Annotated in this window: 16 protein-coding genes and 1 tRNA gene; 9 read left to right on the top strand and 8 right to left on the bottom strand. The window is 72.5% G+C overall.

All coding sequences use genetic code 11. The features are described 5' to 3' along the window. The coding region (locus AB0J52_RS06440) for a helix-turn-helix transcriptional regulator (RefSeq protein WP_500180530.1) at window positions 1-2,420 on the top strand (2,420 nt) is incomplete at its 5' end. A gap of 23 nt (window positions 2,421-2,443) precedes the next feature. Here AB0J52_RS06440 and AB0J52_RS06435 read toward each other — a convergent pair. Both AB0J52_RS06435 and AB0J52_RS06430 read right to left on the bottom strand, forming a co-directional pair. Then, the gene (locus AB0J52_RS06435; protein ID WP_500180529.1) at window positions 2,444-3,154 is read right to left on the bottom strand and encodes a dienelactone hydrolase family protein; all 711 of its coding nucleotides are present in this window, start codon (window positions 3,152-3,154) and stop codon (window positions 2,444-2,446) included. Then, a complete protein-coding gene (locus tag AB0J52_RS06430) occupies window positions 3,154-3,564 on the bottom strand; it encodes a PaaI family thioesterase (protein ID WP_500180528.1) in 411 nt (136 codons plus the stop codon). The genes AB0J52_RS06435 and AB0J52_RS06430 overlap by 1 nt, the downstream gene beginning before the upstream one ends. 24 nt (window positions 3,565-3,588) lie before the next feature. Between AB0J52_RS06430 and AB0J52_RS06425 the strand changes: the two genes are divergently transcribed. The 3 genes from AB0J52_RS06425 to AB0J52_RS06415 all read left to right on the top strand — a co-directional run bounded on the left by AB0J52_RS06425 (window position 3,589) and on the right by AB0J52_RS06415 (window position 5,666). Continuing rightward, complete coding sequence (locus AB0J52_RS06425; protein WP_500180527.1) at window positions 3,589-4,899, top strand: cytochrome P450; 1,311 nt, start codon at window positions 3,589-3,591, stop codon at window positions 4,897-4,899. Between the two features lie 32 nt (window positions 4,900-4,931). Continuing rightward, window positions 4,932-5,007 (top strand) — tRNA-Lys (locus tag AB0J52_RS06420). Window positions 5,008-5,462: 455 nt separating this feature from the next. Then, window positions 5,463-5,666: an isochorismatase family protein gene (locus AB0J52_RS06415; RefSeq protein WP_500180531.1), complete on the top strand. Its 204-nt coding sequence runs from the start codon at window positions 5,463-5,465 to the stop codon at window positions 5,664-5,666. Between the two features lie 210 nt (window positions 5,667-5,876). Here the strand turns inward: AB0J52_RS06415 and AB0J52_RS06410 are convergent, their stop codons facing one another. The 5 genes from AB0J52_RS06410 to AB0J52_RS06390 form a co-directional block, all read right to left on the bottom strand. Then, window positions 5,877-6,191 (bottom strand): hypothetical protein, encoded by a 315-nt coding sequence (locus tag AB0J52_RS06410; protein WP_500180526.1) that lies wholly within the window; start codon window positions 6,189-6,191, stop codon window positions 5,877-5,879. Between the two features lie 16 nt (window positions 6,192-6,207). Beyond that, the gene (locus tag AB0J52_RS06405) at window positions 6,208-8,061 is read right to left on the bottom strand and encodes an NACHT domain-containing protein (RefSeq protein WP_500180525.1); all 1,854 of its coding nucleotides are present in this window, start codon (window positions 8,059-8,061) and stop codon (window positions 6,208-6,210) included. A gap of 428 nt (window positions 8,062-8,489) precedes the next feature. After that, window positions 8,490-9,350 carry a hypothetical protein gene (locus AB0J52_RS06400; protein WP_500180524.1) on the bottom strand — a complete coding sequence of 287 codons (861 nt, stop codon included), beginning with the start codon at window positions 9,348-9,350 and terminating at the stop codon, window positions 8,490-8,492. Between the two features lie 478 nt (window positions 9,351-9,828). Beyond that, the gene (locus tag AB0J52_RS06395; protein ID WP_500180523.1) at window positions 9,829-10,500 is read right to left on the bottom strand and encodes a response regulator; all 672 of its coding nucleotides are present in this window, start codon (window positions 10,498-10,500) and stop codon (window positions 9,829-9,831) included. After that, entirely contained in the window at window positions 10,497-11,642 is a 1,146-nt protein-coding gene (locus AB0J52_RS06390) for a sensor histidine kinase (RefSeq protein ID WP_500180522.1), read from the bottom strand. Before AB0J52_RS06390 ends, AB0J52_RS06395 begins: the two co-directional genes overlap by 4 nt. Window positions 11,643-11,785: 143 nt before the next feature. On the opposite strand from AB0J52_RS06390, the gene AB0J52_RS06385 reads away from it, so the two are divergent. From AB0J52_RS06385 to AB0J52_RS06365, 5 genes are all read left to right on the top strand, one after another. Continuing rightward, entirely contained in the window at window positions 11,786-12,529 is a 744-nt protein-coding gene (locus tag AB0J52_RS06385) for an ABC transporter ATP-binding protein (protein ID WP_500180521.1), read from the top strand. Window positions 12,530-12,644: 115 nt separating this feature from the next. Next, window positions 12,645-15,020 carry an ABC transporter permease gene (locus AB0J52_RS06380; protein ID WP_500180520.1) on the top strand — a complete coding sequence of 792 codons (2,376 nt, stop codon included), beginning with the start codon at window positions 12,645-12,647 and terminating at the stop codon, window positions 15,018-15,020. Window positions 15,021-15,187: 167 nt separating this feature from the next. Next, the gene (locus AB0J52_RS06375; RefSeq protein WP_500180519.1) at window positions 15,188-15,517 is read left to right on the top strand and encodes a hypothetical protein; all 330 of its coding nucleotides are present in this window, start codon (window positions 15,188-15,190) and stop codon (window positions 15,515-15,517) included. 256 nt (window positions 15,518-15,773) lie between these two features. Then, window positions 15,774-17,066, top strand: a complete 1,293-nt coding sequence (locus AB0J52_RS06370; RefSeq protein ID WP_500180518.1) for a sensor histidine kinase — start codon at window positions 15,774-15,776, stop codon at window positions 17,064-17,066. Then, window positions 17,066-17,716 carry a response regulator transcription factor gene (locus AB0J52_RS06365; protein ID WP_500180517.1) on the top strand — a complete coding sequence of 217 codons (651 nt, stop codon included), beginning with the start codon at window positions 17,066-17,068 and terminating at the stop codon, window positions 17,714-17,716. Before AB0J52_RS06370 ends, AB0J52_RS06365 begins: the two co-directional genes overlap by 1 nt. 61 nt (window positions 17,717-17,777) lie before the next feature. Here AB0J52_RS06365 and AB0J52_RS06360 read toward each other — a convergent pair. Continuing rightward, the coding region (locus AB0J52_RS06360) for a glutamate ligase domain-containing protein (protein WP_500180516.1) at window positions 17,778-18,112 on the bottom strand (335 nt) is incomplete at its 5' end.

Here is an 18,112-nt window from a genome sequence, read left to right as displayed (position 1 = left end):
CGCCGGGCGACCGGTTCGGCGTCGGGCTCGGCCTGCTGACGCTGCTCGCCGACCTCTCCGAGGACGGCCCCGTCCTCTGCCTCCTGGACGACGCGCAATGGCTGGACGCGGCGAGCCTGGACGCCCTGCTGTTCGCCGCCCGGCGGCTCGCCGCCGAGGGCGTGGTCGTCCTCGCCGCCGCCCGGGACGAGGCGCTGCTCGGATCCGGCCTGCCCGAGCTGGAGCTCGGCCGGCTGGAGACCTGCGACGCCGTGCGCGTCCTCGAAGGCCGCGGCCTGCCCGCCGACGCCGTCCAGCAGGTGCTGGCGCAGGCCGAGGGCAACCCCCTCGCCCTGCTGGAGTTCGACGCGACCGGACGGTCCGGCCCCGGGATGCTGCCGGTCCCCGACCGCGTGCTCGCCGCGTTCCGCGCCCAGATCGCCCGGCTGCCCGACCGCACCCGCGAGCTGCTGCTGCTCGCGGCCGCCGAAGGCCGGGGCCACCTGCCGAGCCTCGTGCGCGCCGCCGCGTCCTTCGGGCTCGACCTGGACGACCTGGCGGACGCCGAGCGGCTGCGGATGGTCGAGGTGACCGGCACCGGGATCGCCTTCCGGCACCCGCTGATCCGCGCCGCCGCCTACCAGGGCGCGTCCACCGCCCGCCGGATCGCCGTGCACCGCGCGCTCGCGCTCGCCGCCGAGGACGCCGACTGCCGCATCCGGCACCGCGCCGCCGCGGCCATGGGCCCCGACGAGGAGGTGGCCGCCGACCTCCAGGCCGCCGCCGAACGCGCCCGCGGCAAGGCCGGGATCGCCGTCGTCGCGGGCCTCTACCGGCAGGCCGCCGCGCTCACCCCGGACGACGACGCCCGCGCCGCCCGGCTGGCCTCCGCCGCCGACGCCGTCCTCACCGCCGGAAGCCCCCGGCAGGCCGAGGACAGCGCGCGGGAGGCCGCCGCGCTCACCTCCGACCCCGTCCTGCTGGCCCGCCTCGCGTGCGTGCGCGCGTCCGTCCAGGCCGAACGCGGCGACGGCCGGGCCGCCGCCGCGCTCCTGCTGACCCACGCGGACCACGCCGGGCCGTCCGACGCGGAGCGCATGCTCCGCACCGCCGCCGCGCACGCCTGGACGAGCGGCGACACCGATGCCGTGCGCGCCGCCGCGTCCCGGCTCGCGGACGACCCGTTCGTCACCGGGCTCGCCGCCCTCACGACCGAGGACTACGCGGCCGGGCTGCCGCTGCTCGCCCGAGCCGTCCGCGAAGACGGCCCCGACGCCGTCCAGGCGGCCGTCGTCCTCGGCGCGGACGAGCAGGCCCTCGACCTGGCGACCGCCGCCGCGTCCCGCGCCCGCCGCCTGGGCCGGATCGGCGCCCTCCCCGACCTGCTGGAGGCGCTCGCCCAGGTGCAGGTCGCGATGGGCCTGCACGCCGACGCCGAGGCATCCGCCGCCGAGGCCCAGGCCCTGTCCCGCGACACCGGTCTGCGGAACCGTGGCGCCGCCGTCCTGGGCCGCCTGGCCGCCCTCGAAGGCGACGAGGCCGGCGTCCGCGCCCTCTCCTCCGGCACCGCGTTCACGAACGAGGCAGGGCTAGGCGGGGTCGCGTCCGGCAACGGCGTGGGGGTGCGCGGGGTTGCGTCCGGCAACGGCGTGGGGCTGCGCGGGGTCGCGTCCGGCAGCGCGTTCGCGAACGGCGTGGGGCTGCGCGCGACCGCGTCCGACAACACGTTCACAGAAGTCTCGCGCGCCCTGCTCGACCTCTCTCTAGGACGTCACGACGAGGTCGTCCGGCGGCTGGAGGACGTGTTCCGCGGCCCGCACCGGCACGCGGCCGGAGTGATGGCGGCCTCCGCCGACCTGGTCGAGGCGGCCCTGCGCACCGACCGTCCGGAACCGGCCACCGCGGCCCTGGCGCGCCTCGTCCGCTGGGCGGACGCGAGCGGCCAGGCGTGGGCCCGTGCCGTCGCGCTGCGCTGCCAAGCTCTCCTGACCGACACCGAGGACCCGTTCGTCCAGGCCCTGGACCTGCACGACCTCGCCACCCGGCCCTTCGAGAAGGCCCGCACGGAACTGGCGTACGGCGAATGGCTCCGCCGCCACCGCCGCCGCTCGGACGCCCGGCCCCGCCTCCACTCGGCCCTGGAGACCTTCGACCGGCTGCGCGCCGCGCCGTGGGCCGACCGGGTCCGCGCCGAACTGCGCGCCAGCGGCGAGGGCACGGCCGTCGCCGCCCCGGCGGGCCCCGCCCTGCTGGACCGCCTGACCCCGCAGGAACTCCAGGTCGTCCGGCTCGCCGCGGAGGGCATCAGCAGCCGCGAGATCGCCGCCCAGCTCTTCCTCAGCCCCCGGACGGTCGAGTACCACCTGTACAAGGCGTATCCGAAGCTCGGCATCTCGTCCCGGCGCGAACTGGCCCGCCTCCCCCTGGCCACGCCCGCCTGACCTCGGCGGGCGTGGCGCGGGGGTCAGGAGACGGGAAGGCGGCGGGCGAGGAAGTCCTCGGTCAGCGCCCAGGCGCGCGCGGCGGGCTCGGGCTGGTGGAACATCGGGGACGTCCGGTTGTGGAAGGCGTGCCCGCCGTCCTCCTGGACGTGGAACTCGACGTTGTCGCGGCCCGCGAACGTCCGCTCGATCTCGGCGACCTCCTCGCGCGGGATGTACGGGTCGGACCCGCCGAAGTGGAACTGGATCGGCACGGTGACGTCCCCGGCGCGGTCGAGGTGGTCGCCGACCCGCGAGCCGTAGAACGACACGACGGCGTCCAGCCGGTCGGACGCGCGGGCCGCGAGCAGGTACGCCAGCGACCCGCCGAAGCAGAACCCGACCGCGCCGACGCCGCCGGACACCTCGGGCAGTCCGCGCATCCGGTCGAGCGCGGCCTCCAGGTCGTCCTGGCCCTTGGTCCAGTCGAACCGGGAGACCTTGTCGCCGGCCTCGGCCATCATCGTCTCGCCGTGCTCGACCGTCCAGCCGGGCTCCAGCCGCCAGAACATGTCCGGCGCGGCCACGACATAGCCGAGGGCGGTCAGGTCCTCCGCGACGGCCGCCATGTAGTCGCCGACCCCGAAGATCTCCTGGACGAGCAGGATCCCCGGCCCGCTCCCCTTCTCGGGCAGCCACACGTGCAGGGTGAACTCGCCGTCCGGCACCCGGACGGTCTCGGTGCGCTTCGTCATCAGCCCAGGATCGCGTAAACCGTCGTCGCGTGCGCCACGAGATCGTCCGGACGCCCGTCCGCGGTCATCGCCACGTCGGCGAACGCCAGCGTCCGGCCCAGCTTGGTCAGCCGGACGTCCACGAGCACGTCGGCGTCCTTCACCGCGCGCTGGAACGTGGTCTCCAGCTGGACGGTCGTCATCGGCACGAACCCGCCGCGCGCCCCGGACACCGCGATCACCGTCGCGGTGTCGGCCGCCGCCATCAGCGCCTGCCCGCTGAGCCCGCCGCCCTCCCGGGCCAGCCGGTCCGACCAGGGAAGGCGCAGCCGCGCCGTGCCCTTCCCGACGTCCTCGACACGCAGTCCGAGGTCGAGCACCCACGGCGCGAAGTTCTCGCGCAGGACCTTCTCCGCCTCTTCTACCGTCACCCCGTCATGATGCACGCTGGGATCATGCTTGCGGAGGTCTTCCTTCCCGCCACCTACGCCGAGGGCGTCCCCTACGACACCTTCGCCCGGCTCCGCGCGGAATCGCCGGTCTGCCGGATCCCCGAACCCGCCGTCGGCCCCTGGCCCGCCGGCCCCGGCTACTGGGCCGTCTTCCGGCACCCGGACGTCAAGCACGTCCTGCGCGCCGCCGCCGACTTCTCCTCCCACCTCGGCGCCACCCAGATCCGCGACCCCGACACCCCCGAGGACCTGGAGTTCGTCCGGGCCATGATGCTCAACCAGGACCCGCCCGACCACTCCCGCACCCGCCGCATCGTCGCCGCCGCGTTCACCCCGAGGGCCGTCCGCGCCCTGGAGCAGACGATCAGCGACCGGGCCCGCGCCCTCGTCGCGTCCGCCCGCGGCGAGATCGACTTCGTCGAACTGGCCGCCGACCTGCCCGTCTGGACACTCGCCCACATCATGGGCATCCCGGACGAGGACCGCCGCCTGCTCTACGACTGGGCGTCCCGGATCATCGGCTACCAGGACGCCGACCACGCGGGCCTCTCCACCGCCGACACCGACGCCCTCAGCCCCCTGGGCCGCGCCTCGGTCGCCCAGCGCCCCGCCACCCTCACCCGCCCGGACGGCCGTCCGGTGAACCCCCGCTCCCAGGCCGCCCTCCGCGACATGTTCGCCTACGCCCACGCCCTGGCGGACGAGAAGCGCCGCGCCCCGGGCGAGGACGTCATGTCCCGCATGCTCGCCGGCGGCCTCACCCGCCCCGAGTTCGAGAACATGTTCTTCCTCTTCGCCGTCGCCGGGAACGAGACCCTCCGCAACGGCATCCCCGGCGGCCTGCTCACCCTCCTCCAGCACCCCGCCGAGTTCCGCCGCCTGCGCGACGACCCGTCCCTCCTCGGCACCGCCGTCGAGGAGATCGTCCGCTTCTGGCCCCCGGTCATGGACTTCCGCCGCACCGCCACCCGCGACCTTACCCTCGGCGGCCAGCCGATCAAGGCCGGCGAGAAGGTCGTCGTCTACCACGCGTCCGCCAACCGCGACCCCGCCGTCTTCCCCGACCCGGACCGCTTCGACATCACCCGAACCCCGAACGACCACGTCAGCTTCGGCTTCGGCCCCCACTTCTGCCTCGGCGCCCACCTGGCCCGCACCCAGATGCGCGCGATCTACCGCGAACTCCTCCCCCTGGACATCACCCTGGCGGGCGCTCCCGTCCGCCTCGTCTCCAACTTCCAGAACGGCCTGAAGCACCTCCCCGTCCACCTGACCCCCCGATACCGGGATGCGCCCCCGCCGCCCCCCACCTAAACTCGACCCCGATCCGGGTAGGATCGCCCAACGGGTCGCTAGCTCAATTGGCAGAGCTCCGGACTTTTAATCCGTAGGTTGTGGGTTCGAGTCCCACGCGACCCACCATCTCTGAGCTGGGCAAACGCGAGAATGTCGCGTTTGCCCAGCGTCGTTTTCGCCCCAGTTCATCCCCGTGGTCGCTCCATGGTTGCTCCGTGGTCGTCCGGCGGTCGGTATCCCCCCTGGTCATCCCCGGTTTCCACGGCCGCCGTGGGCGGTCACGTGCCCGATCCCCCGGAATGCCCGGCGGCGGGGCCGGTGTCGTCGGCCGTGAGCGACGTTGTGGTGGCCGTTTCGGGCCGTCGGGGCGTGGGTTGGCGGGCACGCGTCCGGCCCGCCGTCCAGTGGTGCGTGCCCGGTCGGCGGGGCGGGTGTGTGGGGTGGGCCGCGTCAGATGGTGGTGATGGCTGCCGGGACGTCGCGTTGAGGATGATGGCGGCGGCGTCTTCGCCGGATTTGCGGGCGACCTGAGGTAGCAGGCTCGACCAGGAACTCCGCCAGCACGACATCAAGGACGTCATCTGGCCGGCCTGACGGCGCCAGGGTGCGTCGAGGGCACAGGCCGATGGGCAACGGAACTGGGCTACAGCGTGACGCTCGTAAAGGACGCTACGGCCGCCTTCACACGAGAGCACCTGCACGCCGCCGTCGACCTCAAAGGTCCTATCTACGCCGAGTGCGTCGCCACCACCAAAGATGTCGTCGCCGACCTGAAGGTGACCTGACCTCCGGCAGCCTCGTCGGTTGTCGTCAGTTCCAGCCGCTCGTCCCGCGCGAAGGGACACAGGTGCACGCAGTCCCACCGCGGCTGGGTGCGGCAAGGCGGAGGCGACGACGCACTGAGGTAGTCAGTACAGCGACGACCTCCGCCTTCTGCTTCGGCGAGAGAGTTAGGGCTCCGGGGACGTCTGCACGGTCACGATCCGCTGCTGGGACTACTGATCCTTCAACGCGATGTAGGCGGTGGCGAGGTAGTCGTGAAGGTCGGCGTGGCGGAACTGGTAGACGGGGCCGACCGCGCGTAGCAGCCCGATGCGGTGGCAGTCGTCCAGAAACGGCATCAGCCGACGCGGGAGCAGGCCAGTGCGGGCCAGTTGCCAGGTAGCGATCAGATATGCGGGCCAGGCCCGATGGTCTGAGAGCGTGAGCCCGCTTGCGAGCCCGCCCCCGAACGCGACTGCAAGCCCGACCAGGAGCCCGAACGTCAGCCCGCTTGCGAGCGCGCCCACGACCCCGGCCGCGAGCCCCATCCCGACCATCCAAGTACTAATGCGGAACAGGTTCAGGGTTTGATCGGCGCGCCAGCTCCTCATCGGGGTTGTAGCGCGCTGGTTCTGGGTTGGTTGTTCCGCCCACCACAACAGCCCGCTCACGAGCATCACCGCGGACCCGAGCGCGAGCCCGACCGGGAGCCGCCCTGCCGCCAGCCCGCCTGCCAGCCCGCCCGCCAGCCCGCCTGGGAGCGCGCGCCAGTTGGCGCATGAGTTCGGCCGAACGGTGGCGGAGGCTCAAGTCCGCATAGCCAGGTGACTCGCGCGCCCACGAAGTTGCGGTGAATGCGATCGCGCCTCCCACGACGGACCCGACCGCGAGCCCGGCCACGGGCCCGGCCACAAGCCCGACCGCGAGGCCGCCCTTGAGCCCACCCATGACCCCGGCCGCGAACCCGACCGGGAGCCCGACCGCGAGGGAGATGAGCTGGGCGATAGTGAGCTGGTTCAGGGGGTTGATGGCGTCGGTGCTGGCGGCGAGCCGCCACCAGGCGTAGTCGCGCGTGTGGCGGCTGCCGTCGTGGTGACGGGAGTTGGTGAGGTGGTGGGCGAGATATCCCAGCCAGCGCCGAGTCTGGGCAGGGTCGAGGTGGTGGCGTGGCCGGAACGGCTCGGCAGAGTCGTCACTGGGTGAGCGGGCCTTGATGAGGGCGGGGATGAGCTGGTCGAACAGGTGGGCTTGGAGCGCGGTTGGGGTGGGAAAGCGGCCTTGATCGGTCAGGGGGGCGGGGTCGGTGCCGGGGACGATGTAGACGGTGCGGAGCAGCCACAGGCCCAAGGGGGTGGCGGTGACGCGAGCCAGTACCCCGGCCGGTCCCGGCGGCACTTGATCCAATGAAGCCGGCTCGGCGGCAGGGGTGGCGCGGAGGGCGGTCAAGGTCTGCTCCCAGGCGGGTCCCGGGGAGGGCGTCAGGCAGTGGGTGAGGTAGTCGGCTGCGACCGCGGGGGACAGCGGGAGTGGTCGGAGGACGGCGGCGGAGGTGATCACGTCTCCGGCCGCGGCGATGGCCTCGGCGTACTCGGTGGTGCGGCTGGTGAGGATCAGCTGATCGTTGTCGGCCAGCGACTCGTTGAGTGCGGCAATCACGGAGGCGCGGGCCTGGGAAGGAATTTCGTCGAGCCCATCGAGCACGGGCAGGATACGAGCGCGCCGCACCAGTTGGTCGGCCACGTCCGGGGCGTACTGCGCTGCCCGCAACAACGGGTAGGTCTCGGTCAGGCGGGCGGCGAGCCAGCTCTGCAACCGCGGGAATCGTTCGGTGTCCCAGTCGGCGATCGAGAGCAGGACCGGGACCGGTTCACCCGGGTCGGGCTCGTCCAGCAGTTCTCGGACCAACTGCACCGCCAGGGTGGTCTTGCCCGCCCCCGGGCCTCCGATGATCACCAGACGTCGGCGCCGCAACGCCCGGAACCGCCCGACCATCGCACCGATGTCATCCGCCGTGCCCGACCACGCCAGGGTCTTACTGCTGGTGATGTGTTCGGGATGGTCCATGATGCGCTGGTCGGTGATCAGCTCCCACCGCACCGGCATCGGAAACCGGTTGTCCAGCCCCCGGACCCGTGCCTCCTCTGTCCACTGGATGGCGATCTTGCCTGCCAGTGCGTTCTGGGCCTTGGTCACCGTCTCGGTGGTGATGACCGGAGTCGAACCACGGCGCCGCCACAACCACGTCCAGCACTGAACCAAGAGGAGCAGCGTGGAGGGGACGCCTAGGAACACCGAGACCACCTGCCCGACGTTCGGCGCGGTCTGCAGGTCTTTGGGGTGCCAGACGGAGATCAACCACACCAGCAGCACGAATACCGCCAGCATTAGTACGGCCACCGCGAGCAGCCCGGTGTTCACGGCCGCCTTACGCCATTCAGAGCTACGCCTGCCCATGCCCACCATCGTCGGACTGGGCCATCCACCCCGCCAGAACCCATACAAACCATGACCCACCTCTCGGCGGCCACCTTCGGCCGTGAGACCGCATGACCGTGGACGAGGCACGTCCCTGTCAGCGTCCCTGGCGGTGTGCCCGATGGACGAGCGTCCGGTGATGCATGCCGATGTTGCCGAGAGAGGGGGCAGAGGAAACCGCCCCTGGGCTTCCCACGCCGGGACGGCTCGCGAGCCGGGCCGCCCCTTAGCTTCCCAGCCGCGGTTCGGTTGCCTGACCTGGGCGAACGCGAAAACCCCGCGTTCGCCCAGTGTCGCCCCTCGGGCAGTTCGTCCCTTGGGTTGCTCCACGGTCGAACGCCGGGCTCAGGTGCGTGGACCGGGTGAGTGGGTCAGGGGCAGGTGGCCAGGACGACGGAGACGACGGTGCAGGTGGCGCTGGCGCTGTCGTTGGCCGGGTTGGGGTCGTTGGGGGTGGAGGCGGTGCGGGCGGCGGTGACGGTGACCTGGCCCAGGCTCAGGATGTTGAGCGGCAGCCGGAAGGTGGACACGGCGTTGCCGCCGCTGGCGATGGTGCCATAGGTGCAGGTCACGGTTCCGGGAGTGGAGGTGCAGCCGGCCGACAGGTTGGTGGCGGTCTTTCCGGCGGGCAGGGTCGCGGTCAGAGTGACGGCGGTGGCGGTGCCGGGGCCGTTGTTGTGGGTGGTGGCGGTGTAGGACAGGAAGGGCACCAGGATGCCCAGGTGGGGTTGGGCGTTCAGGCTCACCGCCAGGTCCGCGCTGGGCGCGGTGATGGTGGTGGTGTCGGCGCCGGTGCCGACGATGTTGAAGTAGTTGATGAAGGCGTTGGCGGTGACCGTGCCGGCCGCCTGCGGGGTGACCGTCACGGTGACGGTCCCCGGGGTGCCGATGGGCACCAAGGCGTTGCAGGTGACGTGGGTGCTGGTGGTAGCGACGCATTCGAAGTCGGCGTCGCTGGCGCTGACGGCCGTGATGGTGGCGCTGGCCCCCGACAGGTCGATGGAGCCGTCGGTGATGGTGTCCGGAGTGCTGTAGCTGACGGTGTAGGTGTAGCTGGTGCCGACGGTGACCGGGTCGGCCGAGTCGCTCACCTGGACGTTGGCGTCGGCCCGGGCGGGCCCGGCCGGCGCCTGCACGCCCAGCGCCGCCAGCAGGACCGCGACGGCTGCCGCGCCCCGGCGGCCCCGAGCACGCGGGCGGCGGGAACGCTGTGCTGGTCGCGACACGAACATGCGGGGTCTCCCTTCACTGGTGTCCGGTGCCCGCCGACGGGAGGGACGACATCCGGAACACAGATCACACAGGAGCGAAACCCGCTTGAAGGCATGCACCCCCCCCGGCACGGCCGGCAACGGGGCAGCGCCCGGGTGACAGTTGTGTTCTTGTCGCCCGGCAGCAGAGCCGTCAAGTCGTGCGAGCGCGGGAACATGACTTCACGAGTGATCCGCCCACCCGACAGTGCGCGTCCGCGAGACTCTCAACAAGACACTCGACCCGGCCTGATCCGGCACGGCCGTACCTGGTCAGCCACTCAGCGGCACACCTTTGGACCGGAGATGGCAGATGCACCTTCGAGCCCTCCGTTCACCAGGTCGGCCTCCACAGGCCACCCTTGATAACCGGTCGGCAGCCCCTGGGCTCCTGGTTCCAGCGGTGGCCAAGTGGGTGGGGCGGGGGGTCTTTGGGCGGTGGGCGGGGATTGTTCTTGGGTTATCGGCTGCGGGGGGCTAGGCCGGTTTCGAAGGCGATGATTGCCAGGTGGACGCGGTCTCGGGCCTCCAGCTTGGCGAACAGGCGGGCGACATGGGTCTTCGCCGTCGCTGCGCTGATCACCAGACGTTCGGCTATCTCGGTGTTCGACAGTCCCTGGCCGACCAGTGCCAGGACCTCGCGCTCCCGGTCGGTGATCTCCGCGAGGAGAGGTGAGTCCGGGGCCGGGGCCGGGGCCGGGGGGACGGACGTTCCGGCGAAATCCGCGATCAGGCGGCGGGTCACGCTCGGTGCGATCAGCGCGTCGCCGGCCGCCACCACCCGGATCGCGTCCAGGATCGCGTCCAGGGCCATGCTCTTGAGCAGGAACCCGCTGGCCCCGGCGCGCAGCGCGCCGTAGACGTACTCGTCGTCGTCGAAGGTCGTCAGCACCAGCACCTTGGGCGGGTCCGGCTCGGCGGTCGCCTGCCGGGTCGCCTCGATCCCGTCCATGCCCGGCATCCGAATGTCCATCACCACCACGTCCGGACGCAGCTCACGCACCAGGCGCACCGCCTCACGGCCGTCGCGGGCCTCGCCGACCACCTCCAAGTCGTCGGTGTCGCCGATCAGGATCCCGAGCCCGACCCGCAGCAGCGGCTGGTCATCGACCAGCAGCACCCGCACGCTCACGCCGGGAGCCTCGCCGTCACCCGGAAACCGCCCTCCGGACGCCGCCCCGCGCTGAACTGGCCCGACAGCAACGACACCCGCTCACGCATCCCGAGCAGGCCGAAACCGCTCCCGGCGACCCCGGCGAGCCTCGGACGACCCGGCCCGTCGAGACCGTCGTCCACCACCTCGATCGTCACTCCCTCCGGCTCGTAACCGACCGCGACCCGGCACGTCCGCGCCCCGGAATGCCGCACCACGTTCGTCACCGACTCCTGAATGATCCGAAACGCCGACAGTTCGATCTCCGGCGGCAGCGGACGCCGCTCGCCTCGCCAGGTCACCTGGACCCGCACCCCGGCGTCGGCCGTGCGTTCGGCGAGTTGCGGGACGTCGGCCAGGCTGCCGGCCGGGGCCAGCGGAGCGGCCTGCGGCATGGCGTCGTCCGGCTCGGCGCGGCGTAGCGCCCCGAGCATGCGCTGTAGTTCGAGCAGCGTCTCCCTGCTGGTGGTCTCGATGCCGGTGAGCGCCTGCCGCGCCTGTTCGGGCTTGGTCTCCACGACCCGGGCCGCCGCTCCCGACAGCACCGTGATGATGCCGATGCTGTGCGCGACGCTGTCGTGCAGTTCACGGGCGATCCGCAGCCGTTCGGTCAGGACGGCGCGGGCCGCCCTCTGCTCGTGCAGGGCGTCGAGGTATTCACGGCGTTTGCGGTACACGCCCCCGAAGACCCACGCGACCGCGAACCACACCGCGAGCCCCACGGCGAACTGGGTCGCGTCGCTGACGGTCTCGCCGGGGATGTGGGTGACGTTGACGAACGCCGCCGCGACGGCGGCGACGAAGCCGACGGCGGCGGTCCTCGGCCGCCGGACGGCGAGGTAGCCGCCCAAGACGCCGAGCAGGACGAACACGATCGAGGGCCGCTCGCCGAAGATGTCGCCGATGACCGCTTCGCCCAGGACCGCCGCGAAGACCGCCGCCGGCAGACGGCGGACGAGCAGGACCGGAAGGGCGAGCACGAAGAAGAGCCCGGTCCGGGAGGCCGGCATCGTCCAGACGAGCATCAGCGCGTAGAAGCAGGCGGTGGCCAGCACCGCGGCCTGGGCCGTCAGCCAGGTCACGCACTTCGATGTCGAGAGTCGCTGGAGGAGCTCTTCCATACGGGGATCGTATGCAGCGGCGTCGGCTCCGCGCGTCGTCCCGGGGATGTACGCCGGTATCACCGCCGGGCCGATGGCCTGGGGATACGGAGACATCCCCCGGCCGACGCGGCGGACGGCGTCCTGTTCCTAGGTTCCTGGGCATGACGAATGCACCGCTGATCGACCTTCGCGACGCGACGAAGAAATACGACGACGGGCCGCCCGCGCTGGCCGGTGTGACCTTGTCCGTGGCACCCGGTGAGTGCGTGGCGATCCTCGGCCATTCCGGCAGCGGGAAGTCCACGCTGCTGAATCTGATCGCCGGCCTGGACCGGCCCTCAAGCGGCAGTGTCACCGTCGACGGCACCCGCGTCGACCGGCTCGGTGAGGCCGGTTCGGCGAAGTACCGCCGGACCTCGGTCGGCATGGTCTTCCAGTTCTTCCATCTGCTCGACGACCTGACCGTGCTGGACAACGTCATGGTTCCGGCGCGGCTGGCCGGGATGGGCGGGGCCGAGGCGAAGCGGCGGGCCGCCGAACTGCTCGGCTCGGTGGGCCTGGACCGGCATGCCGACGCCTACCCGCAGCGGCTGTCCGGCGGGCAGCGGCAGCGGGTGGCGGTGGCCAGGGCGCTGATGAACAAGCCGCCGCTGCTGCTGGCCGACGAGCCCACCGGCGCGCTGGACTCCAGTTCGGCCGAGGACGTGCGCCGGCTGCTGCTGGACCTGAACGGCGAGGGCCGGACCATCGTGTTGGTGACCCACGATGTGCGGCTGGCCGCGAGCACCGCGAGCCGCACGATCGAGCTGGTGGACGGCGCGGTCGAGCGGGACGTCATCAACGACGGCGGCGCCGGCCTGGCCGCCCGCACGCCGCTGTCCCGTCCGGCGGGAGCGGCCGGATGACACTGCGCGAACCTCCGATGCCCCGCCTCCTCTCCGAGGTTGGATTTCCTGCCATGGCCCGCCTGCTGTCGGCGGTGAGCCGGTGAGCGCCTTGGGCAAGGTCGTACGCTCCGGCGTGGGCCGACGTCGGGTCCAGTCCCTCGTCATGGCGCTGACGACGTTCGCCGCGGTGACGTCCTCGGTACTCTCCCTCGGCCTGCTGACCGTCGTGCAGGCCCCGTTCGAGCACGCTTTCAAAGCCCGGAACGGCGCGCATCTGGCCGTCCAGTTCAACGGTGCGAAGGCCACGGCCGCGCAGGCCGCCGCCACCGCCCACGCCGCCGGCGTCACCGAGGCGGCCGGACCGTACCCGGTCGCCGCCGCCCTGGACACGACCATCGGCACGGACTGCGCCACGAAGGGTTCGGCCGGTCACGACAACGGTCCGGTCACCGTCACCACCCGGCCTGACCTGGGCAGCACCTCCGGGATGGACCGGTTGGCGCTGACCCGGGGGCGCTGGCCGACCGGTCCGGGCGAGATCGCCCTGCCGTGGCAGCACTATGCCGTCGACTGCTTCGGCGCCTCGCTGGTGTTCTCGTCCCTGCCGGGCAAGCCGTCGTTCAAGGTCGTCGGCTTCGCCGGCTCGGTGACCAACAGCGCGACCGCCTTCGCCACCGCCGACGGTTTCGCCCGGCTCACCGCGGCCGGCGCCAAGTCCGACGAGCAGATGCTCTACCGATTCGCCAAAGCCGGGACCGACGCCGACATCGCCACCGGCAAGCGGGCAGTGGCCGCCGCCGCGCCGGCCGGCGCGGTCGAGACCGGGCAGTCGTACCTGACCGCGGAGCAGCAGGCGATCGGCAACGCCAAGGCCTATGTGCCGTTCCTGGTCGCCTTCGGGATCCTCGGGCTGTTGCTGTCGGTGCTGATCATCTCGATCGTGGTCAGCGGGGCCGTGGCCTCGGGAGTCCGGCGCATCGGGATCCTGAAGTCGTTGGGCTTCACCCCTTCGCAGGTGGCCCGCGCCTACACCGCGCAGGCCCTGATCCCGGCGTCGTTCGGCGTGGTTCTCGGCACGGTCTTCGGCAACCTCCTGGCCGTGCCGATCCTGGACGGGGCCACCAAGCAGCTCGGCGCGGCCAGCGCCATGATTCCGTTGTGGGTCAGCGCCGTGGTGCCGCTGGGCACCCTGCTGATCGTCGGCGTCACGGCTCTGGTCCCGGCACTGCGGGCCGGCCGTATGCCGACAGTGCGGGCTCTGGTGGACGGCCGCGCCCCCAAGGCCGGTCGCGGTCGGACGGCGCAGCGCCTGGCCTCGCGGCTGCCGCTGCCCCGGGCCGTGTCGCTGGGGCTGGCCCAGCCGTTCGCCCGGCCGTCCCGGGCCGTGCTGGTCGGTGTGGCGGTGCTGTTCGGCGTGGTGAGCGCCACGTTCGCGGTGGGGCTGGAGACCGGCTTCAACAAGTACCTGGACGTCAGCTACTCGGGCTTCAGCGTCGCGTCGAAGATCGTGATACCCAAGGCCCGGGAGGGCGCGCGCTGGAATCTCTACGGGCCCAACGACCCGCGCAACGCGCACCTGGACGCCGCGAAGGTGGCCGCCGCGCTCGCCAGGACGCCCGGGACGAAGGCCGCGTTCGGCTGGGGCGACAGCGGCGCGACCATGGTCGGCGGCCCGCCCGGCGGCGAACCGACGACGGTGTACACGGTCACCGGCGACTTCTCCTGGACGGGCCTGGAGCTGCTGTCCGGCCGCTGGTACTCGGCGCCCGGCGAGGCCGTGGTCGGAGACAAGCTGGCCACGACGGCGGGGATCCACGTCGGTGACAACGTCACCGTGGTGCAGCAGAACAAGCAGCTGTCGCTGAAGGTCGTCGGCGTCAACTTCAACACCAACGCGGGCGACTACACGGTCATGACGGACGCTGCCACCTTCACCGCCGCCGGTCTGACCCCGCGCATCGACCAGTTCAACGTGGAGCTGGCCTCGAACGTCGACGGAGCGGACTGGTCCGCCTCGGCCGCCGCCGCGCTGACCCCGCTGAACGCCTCGGTCCAGTCGAACTCGGACGGGGGCAAGAGCATCATCGTGGTCATCATGGGCTCCCTGGTGGCCGCGCTCACGCTGATGCTGATCGCGGTCGCCGCGCTCGGCGTGCTGAGCGTGGTCGTGCAGGAGACCCGCGAGCGGGTGCACGATCTGGGGACCTTCAAGGCCCTCGGGATGACACCCGGGCAGACCATGGCGATGGTCCTGTCCTCGGTGACGCTCACCGGCCTGATCGCCGGGCTGGTCGGGGTCCCGATCGGGGTCGCGGTGGAGAAGGCGACGCTGACCCCGATGGGGAACGCGATCGGCCGGCACCTGCCGCCGAGCGTGTCGCACACCTACACCCCCGGGCTGCTCGTCCCCCTGCTGGTCGGCGGGATCGTGATCGCCCTGCTCGGGGCACTGCTGCCGGCCGGATGGGCGGCACGGACCCGGACAGCCACCGCGCTGCGGACCGAGTAGGACCGAGCAGAACCGCCGGTCGCCGCAGGCGAAGCGGGGGTTCAGCGGCGGGCGGAAGCGGCGGGGTGTGGAGCTGTCGGTCGCTTTTTCCGTCCACACGTCTTGCTAAACGGAGAGTAGTTAGATAACTACTCTCCGTTGTTAGCATGGCTTGAAAGGGGAACGCCGTGATCAAACACGTTCCGCGGGCCGCCCTCGCCCTGGCGGTCACCGCACTGAGTCCCGCCACCGTCGGCGGCTCGGCGCATGCCGCAACCACACCTCCCGGCTACATGTGCACCTTCCTGGCGTGGGACAGTGCCCAGAAGTGGCTCGGGACCGACGACTGCGCTCCCACCAACGGCGCTCCCGGCAACGGCCCCATCCAGGGCCCCTTCACCATCACGAGCAACGCCCCCGCCGGCACCGCCGAATGCGTCCCGCCGGCCGCGTCGGCGGCGTCCGGCATCGCCGAGACACCCGACCGGGTCACCGGCTACCACTGCCGCCGCACCTGACCGACCCCGCACCGAAGGCCGGGACCCGCTCCACGGCTCAGGCGGCGGCCTGTGCTGGGCGAGCGCGACGAGCTCGCGTTCGCCCAGCATCGTTCTCGACCTCAGAACCGCAGGGGCATCGCCCAGCGGGGCTGGTCGCGCATGGCGGAGGGGCGCTCTCGGGGTGATTCTCGTCTTGCTTCTGGGGGTTTGCCCCACCATGATCACCGGGTGCGCACCGTGGGCGGCGCGGACCGGAAGCGAGAGGTTGGACGGCATGAGCGAATCGATGGTGGCCGCGCCACCCGCCGCCCGTCCGTCACGGGTCCCCGGCCGCTTCGGCCGCGAACTCGCCTACCTGTTCTCCGGGCCCTTCGTCGGGGCCGCCGCCTTCACGGTCGCGGTCGCCGGGCTCGCGGCGGGCACCTCGACCCTGGTCATCGTCCTCGGGGCGCCCGTACTGGCGGCGACGCTGGCCGCGGCGCGGGCCTTCGCGCGGCTGGAGCGCCGCCAGGCCGAGCGGGCGACCGGACGGGCGCTGCCGCCGCACCACTACCGCGACGCCGGACGATCCGGGTTCACCGGCTGGCTGGAGACCGCGCGCGACCCCCAGGCGTGGCGCGACCTCGTCCACATGGTCGTGGCGTTCCCGATCCGGCTGACGACCTTCTGCCTGGCGGGGGCCTGGACGCTCGGCGGCGTCGGCGAGCTGAGCTACGCGGCGTGGTCGTGGTCGATCCCGCGCGACCCCGACACCACCGGCGTCCTCGACCTCGCGTTCGGGATCTCCTCGCGCGGTGCGGACATCGCCTTCAACACCGGTGTCGGTGTCGTGCTGCTGGCCACGGCCGTCCCGGTCGTGCACGGGCTCGCCGCTGCGCAGTCGGCGCTGGCGCGCGGGCTGCTGACCAACCAGACCGCCGCGCTGCGGGCCCGCACCACGCGGCTCGCGGAGGGCCGGCGCAGCGCGGTCGCCGCCGAGGCGCACACGCTGCGCCGGCTGGAGCGCGACCTGCACGACGGGCCGCAGCAGCGCCTCGTCCGGCTCAACATGGACCTGGAGACCGTCGCGCGGCGGCTGGACGACGCCCCCGAACGCGCCAAGCCGCTGGTCGAGGAGATGATCGAGCAGAGCCGCGAGGCGCTGTCGGAGGTGCGCGCGCTCTCCCGCGGGATCGCCCCGCCGATCCTCGCCGACCGCGGTCTGCACGCGGCGCTGTCGGCGGCGGCCGGCCGCTGCCCGGTCCCGGTGTCGCTGGAGGCGGACCTGCCCGCCCGCCGCTACGCCGTCATCGCCGAGAACACCGTCTACTTCGTCGTCGCCGAGGCCCTGACCAACATCGCCAAGCACGCTCAGGCCACCAGCTGCGCCGTGACCGTCACCGCGGGCCGGGAGGCCCTGCACGTCCGGGTCCACGACGACGGCCGGGGCGGCGCCCACCAGGGCAAGGGCCACGGCCTGGCCGGTCTGGCCGACCGGCTCGCCGCCGTCGAAGGAACACTCGAGATCACCAGCCCTCCCGGAGGACCGACCGTGCTGACCGCGACCGTCCCGCTCACCGAGCACTGATGCGCGTCGTCCTGGCGGAGGACTCGCTGCTGCTGCGCGAGGGCCTGGTCCGCCTGCTGGAGGAGGCCGGCCAGCAGGTGGTGGCCGCCGTCGGCGACGGCCCCGCCCTCGTCGCGGCCGCGGCCGAGCACCGTCCCGACGTCGCGGTGGTCGACGTGCGCATGCCGCCCACCTTCACCGACGAGGGACTCCAGGCCGCGCTGCGGATCCGCCGCGACCTGCCCGGCACCGCGATCCTGGTGCTGTCGCAGTACGTCGAGGAGAGCTACGCCGAAGACCTGCTGGCGGACGGCGGCGGAGTCGGCTACCTGCTCAAGGACCGCGTCGCCAAGCTGACCGAGCTGTCGGACGCGCTGGCCCGCGTCGTCGCGGGGGAGACCGTCCTGGACTCGGAGGTGGTCGGGGCCCTGTTCGCCCACCGGCGCCGCCGCGACCCCCTCGGCGGCCTGACCGCACGCGAACGCCAGGTGCTCGCGCTGATGGCCGAGGGCCGCCGCAACAGCGCCATCGGACGGCTGCTGGAACTGAGCGCGGGCACCGTCGAGAAGCACATCTCGGCGATCTTCGACAAGCTCGGCCTGCCGCCCTCGGCCGACGACCACCGCCGCGTCATGGCGGTGCTGGCCTTCCTGCGCGGCGGCCCGTCCTGAACCCGCCCGGCGCGCCGTCCCGCCGGTCTGCTCGGATCGGCGTATGAGGCGCCCGGGCCGGTCATTCGGGTGGGAGGGACAGGACGGTCCGGGATTCGCCCACCAGGCGGTGTGAGCCCAGGACGATGATCAGGCCGTCCGGGGTGGCCAGGGCGGCGGCCCGCTGGAGGGCCGACGGGGTGTCCCCGGCGGTTACGCAGGGGCCGTGGCGGGTGGCGGAGAGACGGGCCCGCAGGTCGGCGGGGTCCGCGGAGTGGGGTGAGCCGGTGCGGGTGAGGACGAGGGGCCAGTCGGACGGAAGAGGGGCGAGCATGCCGGTCACGTCCTTGTCGTCCATCGCGGCGAAGACCAGCACGGGGTGGCCGCCGGCGCGGGCGTGGCGGAGGAACTCGGGGG

This window comes from Spirillospora sp. NPDC049652, assembly GCF_040675125.1.
Classification (GTDB): domain Bacteria; phylum Actinomycetota; class Actinomycetes; order Streptosporangiales; family Streptosporangiaceae; genus Spirillospora.
The sequence above is the reverse complement of the archived record's forward strand: the minus strand, read 5'-3'. Positions and strand labels throughout refer to the sequence as shown.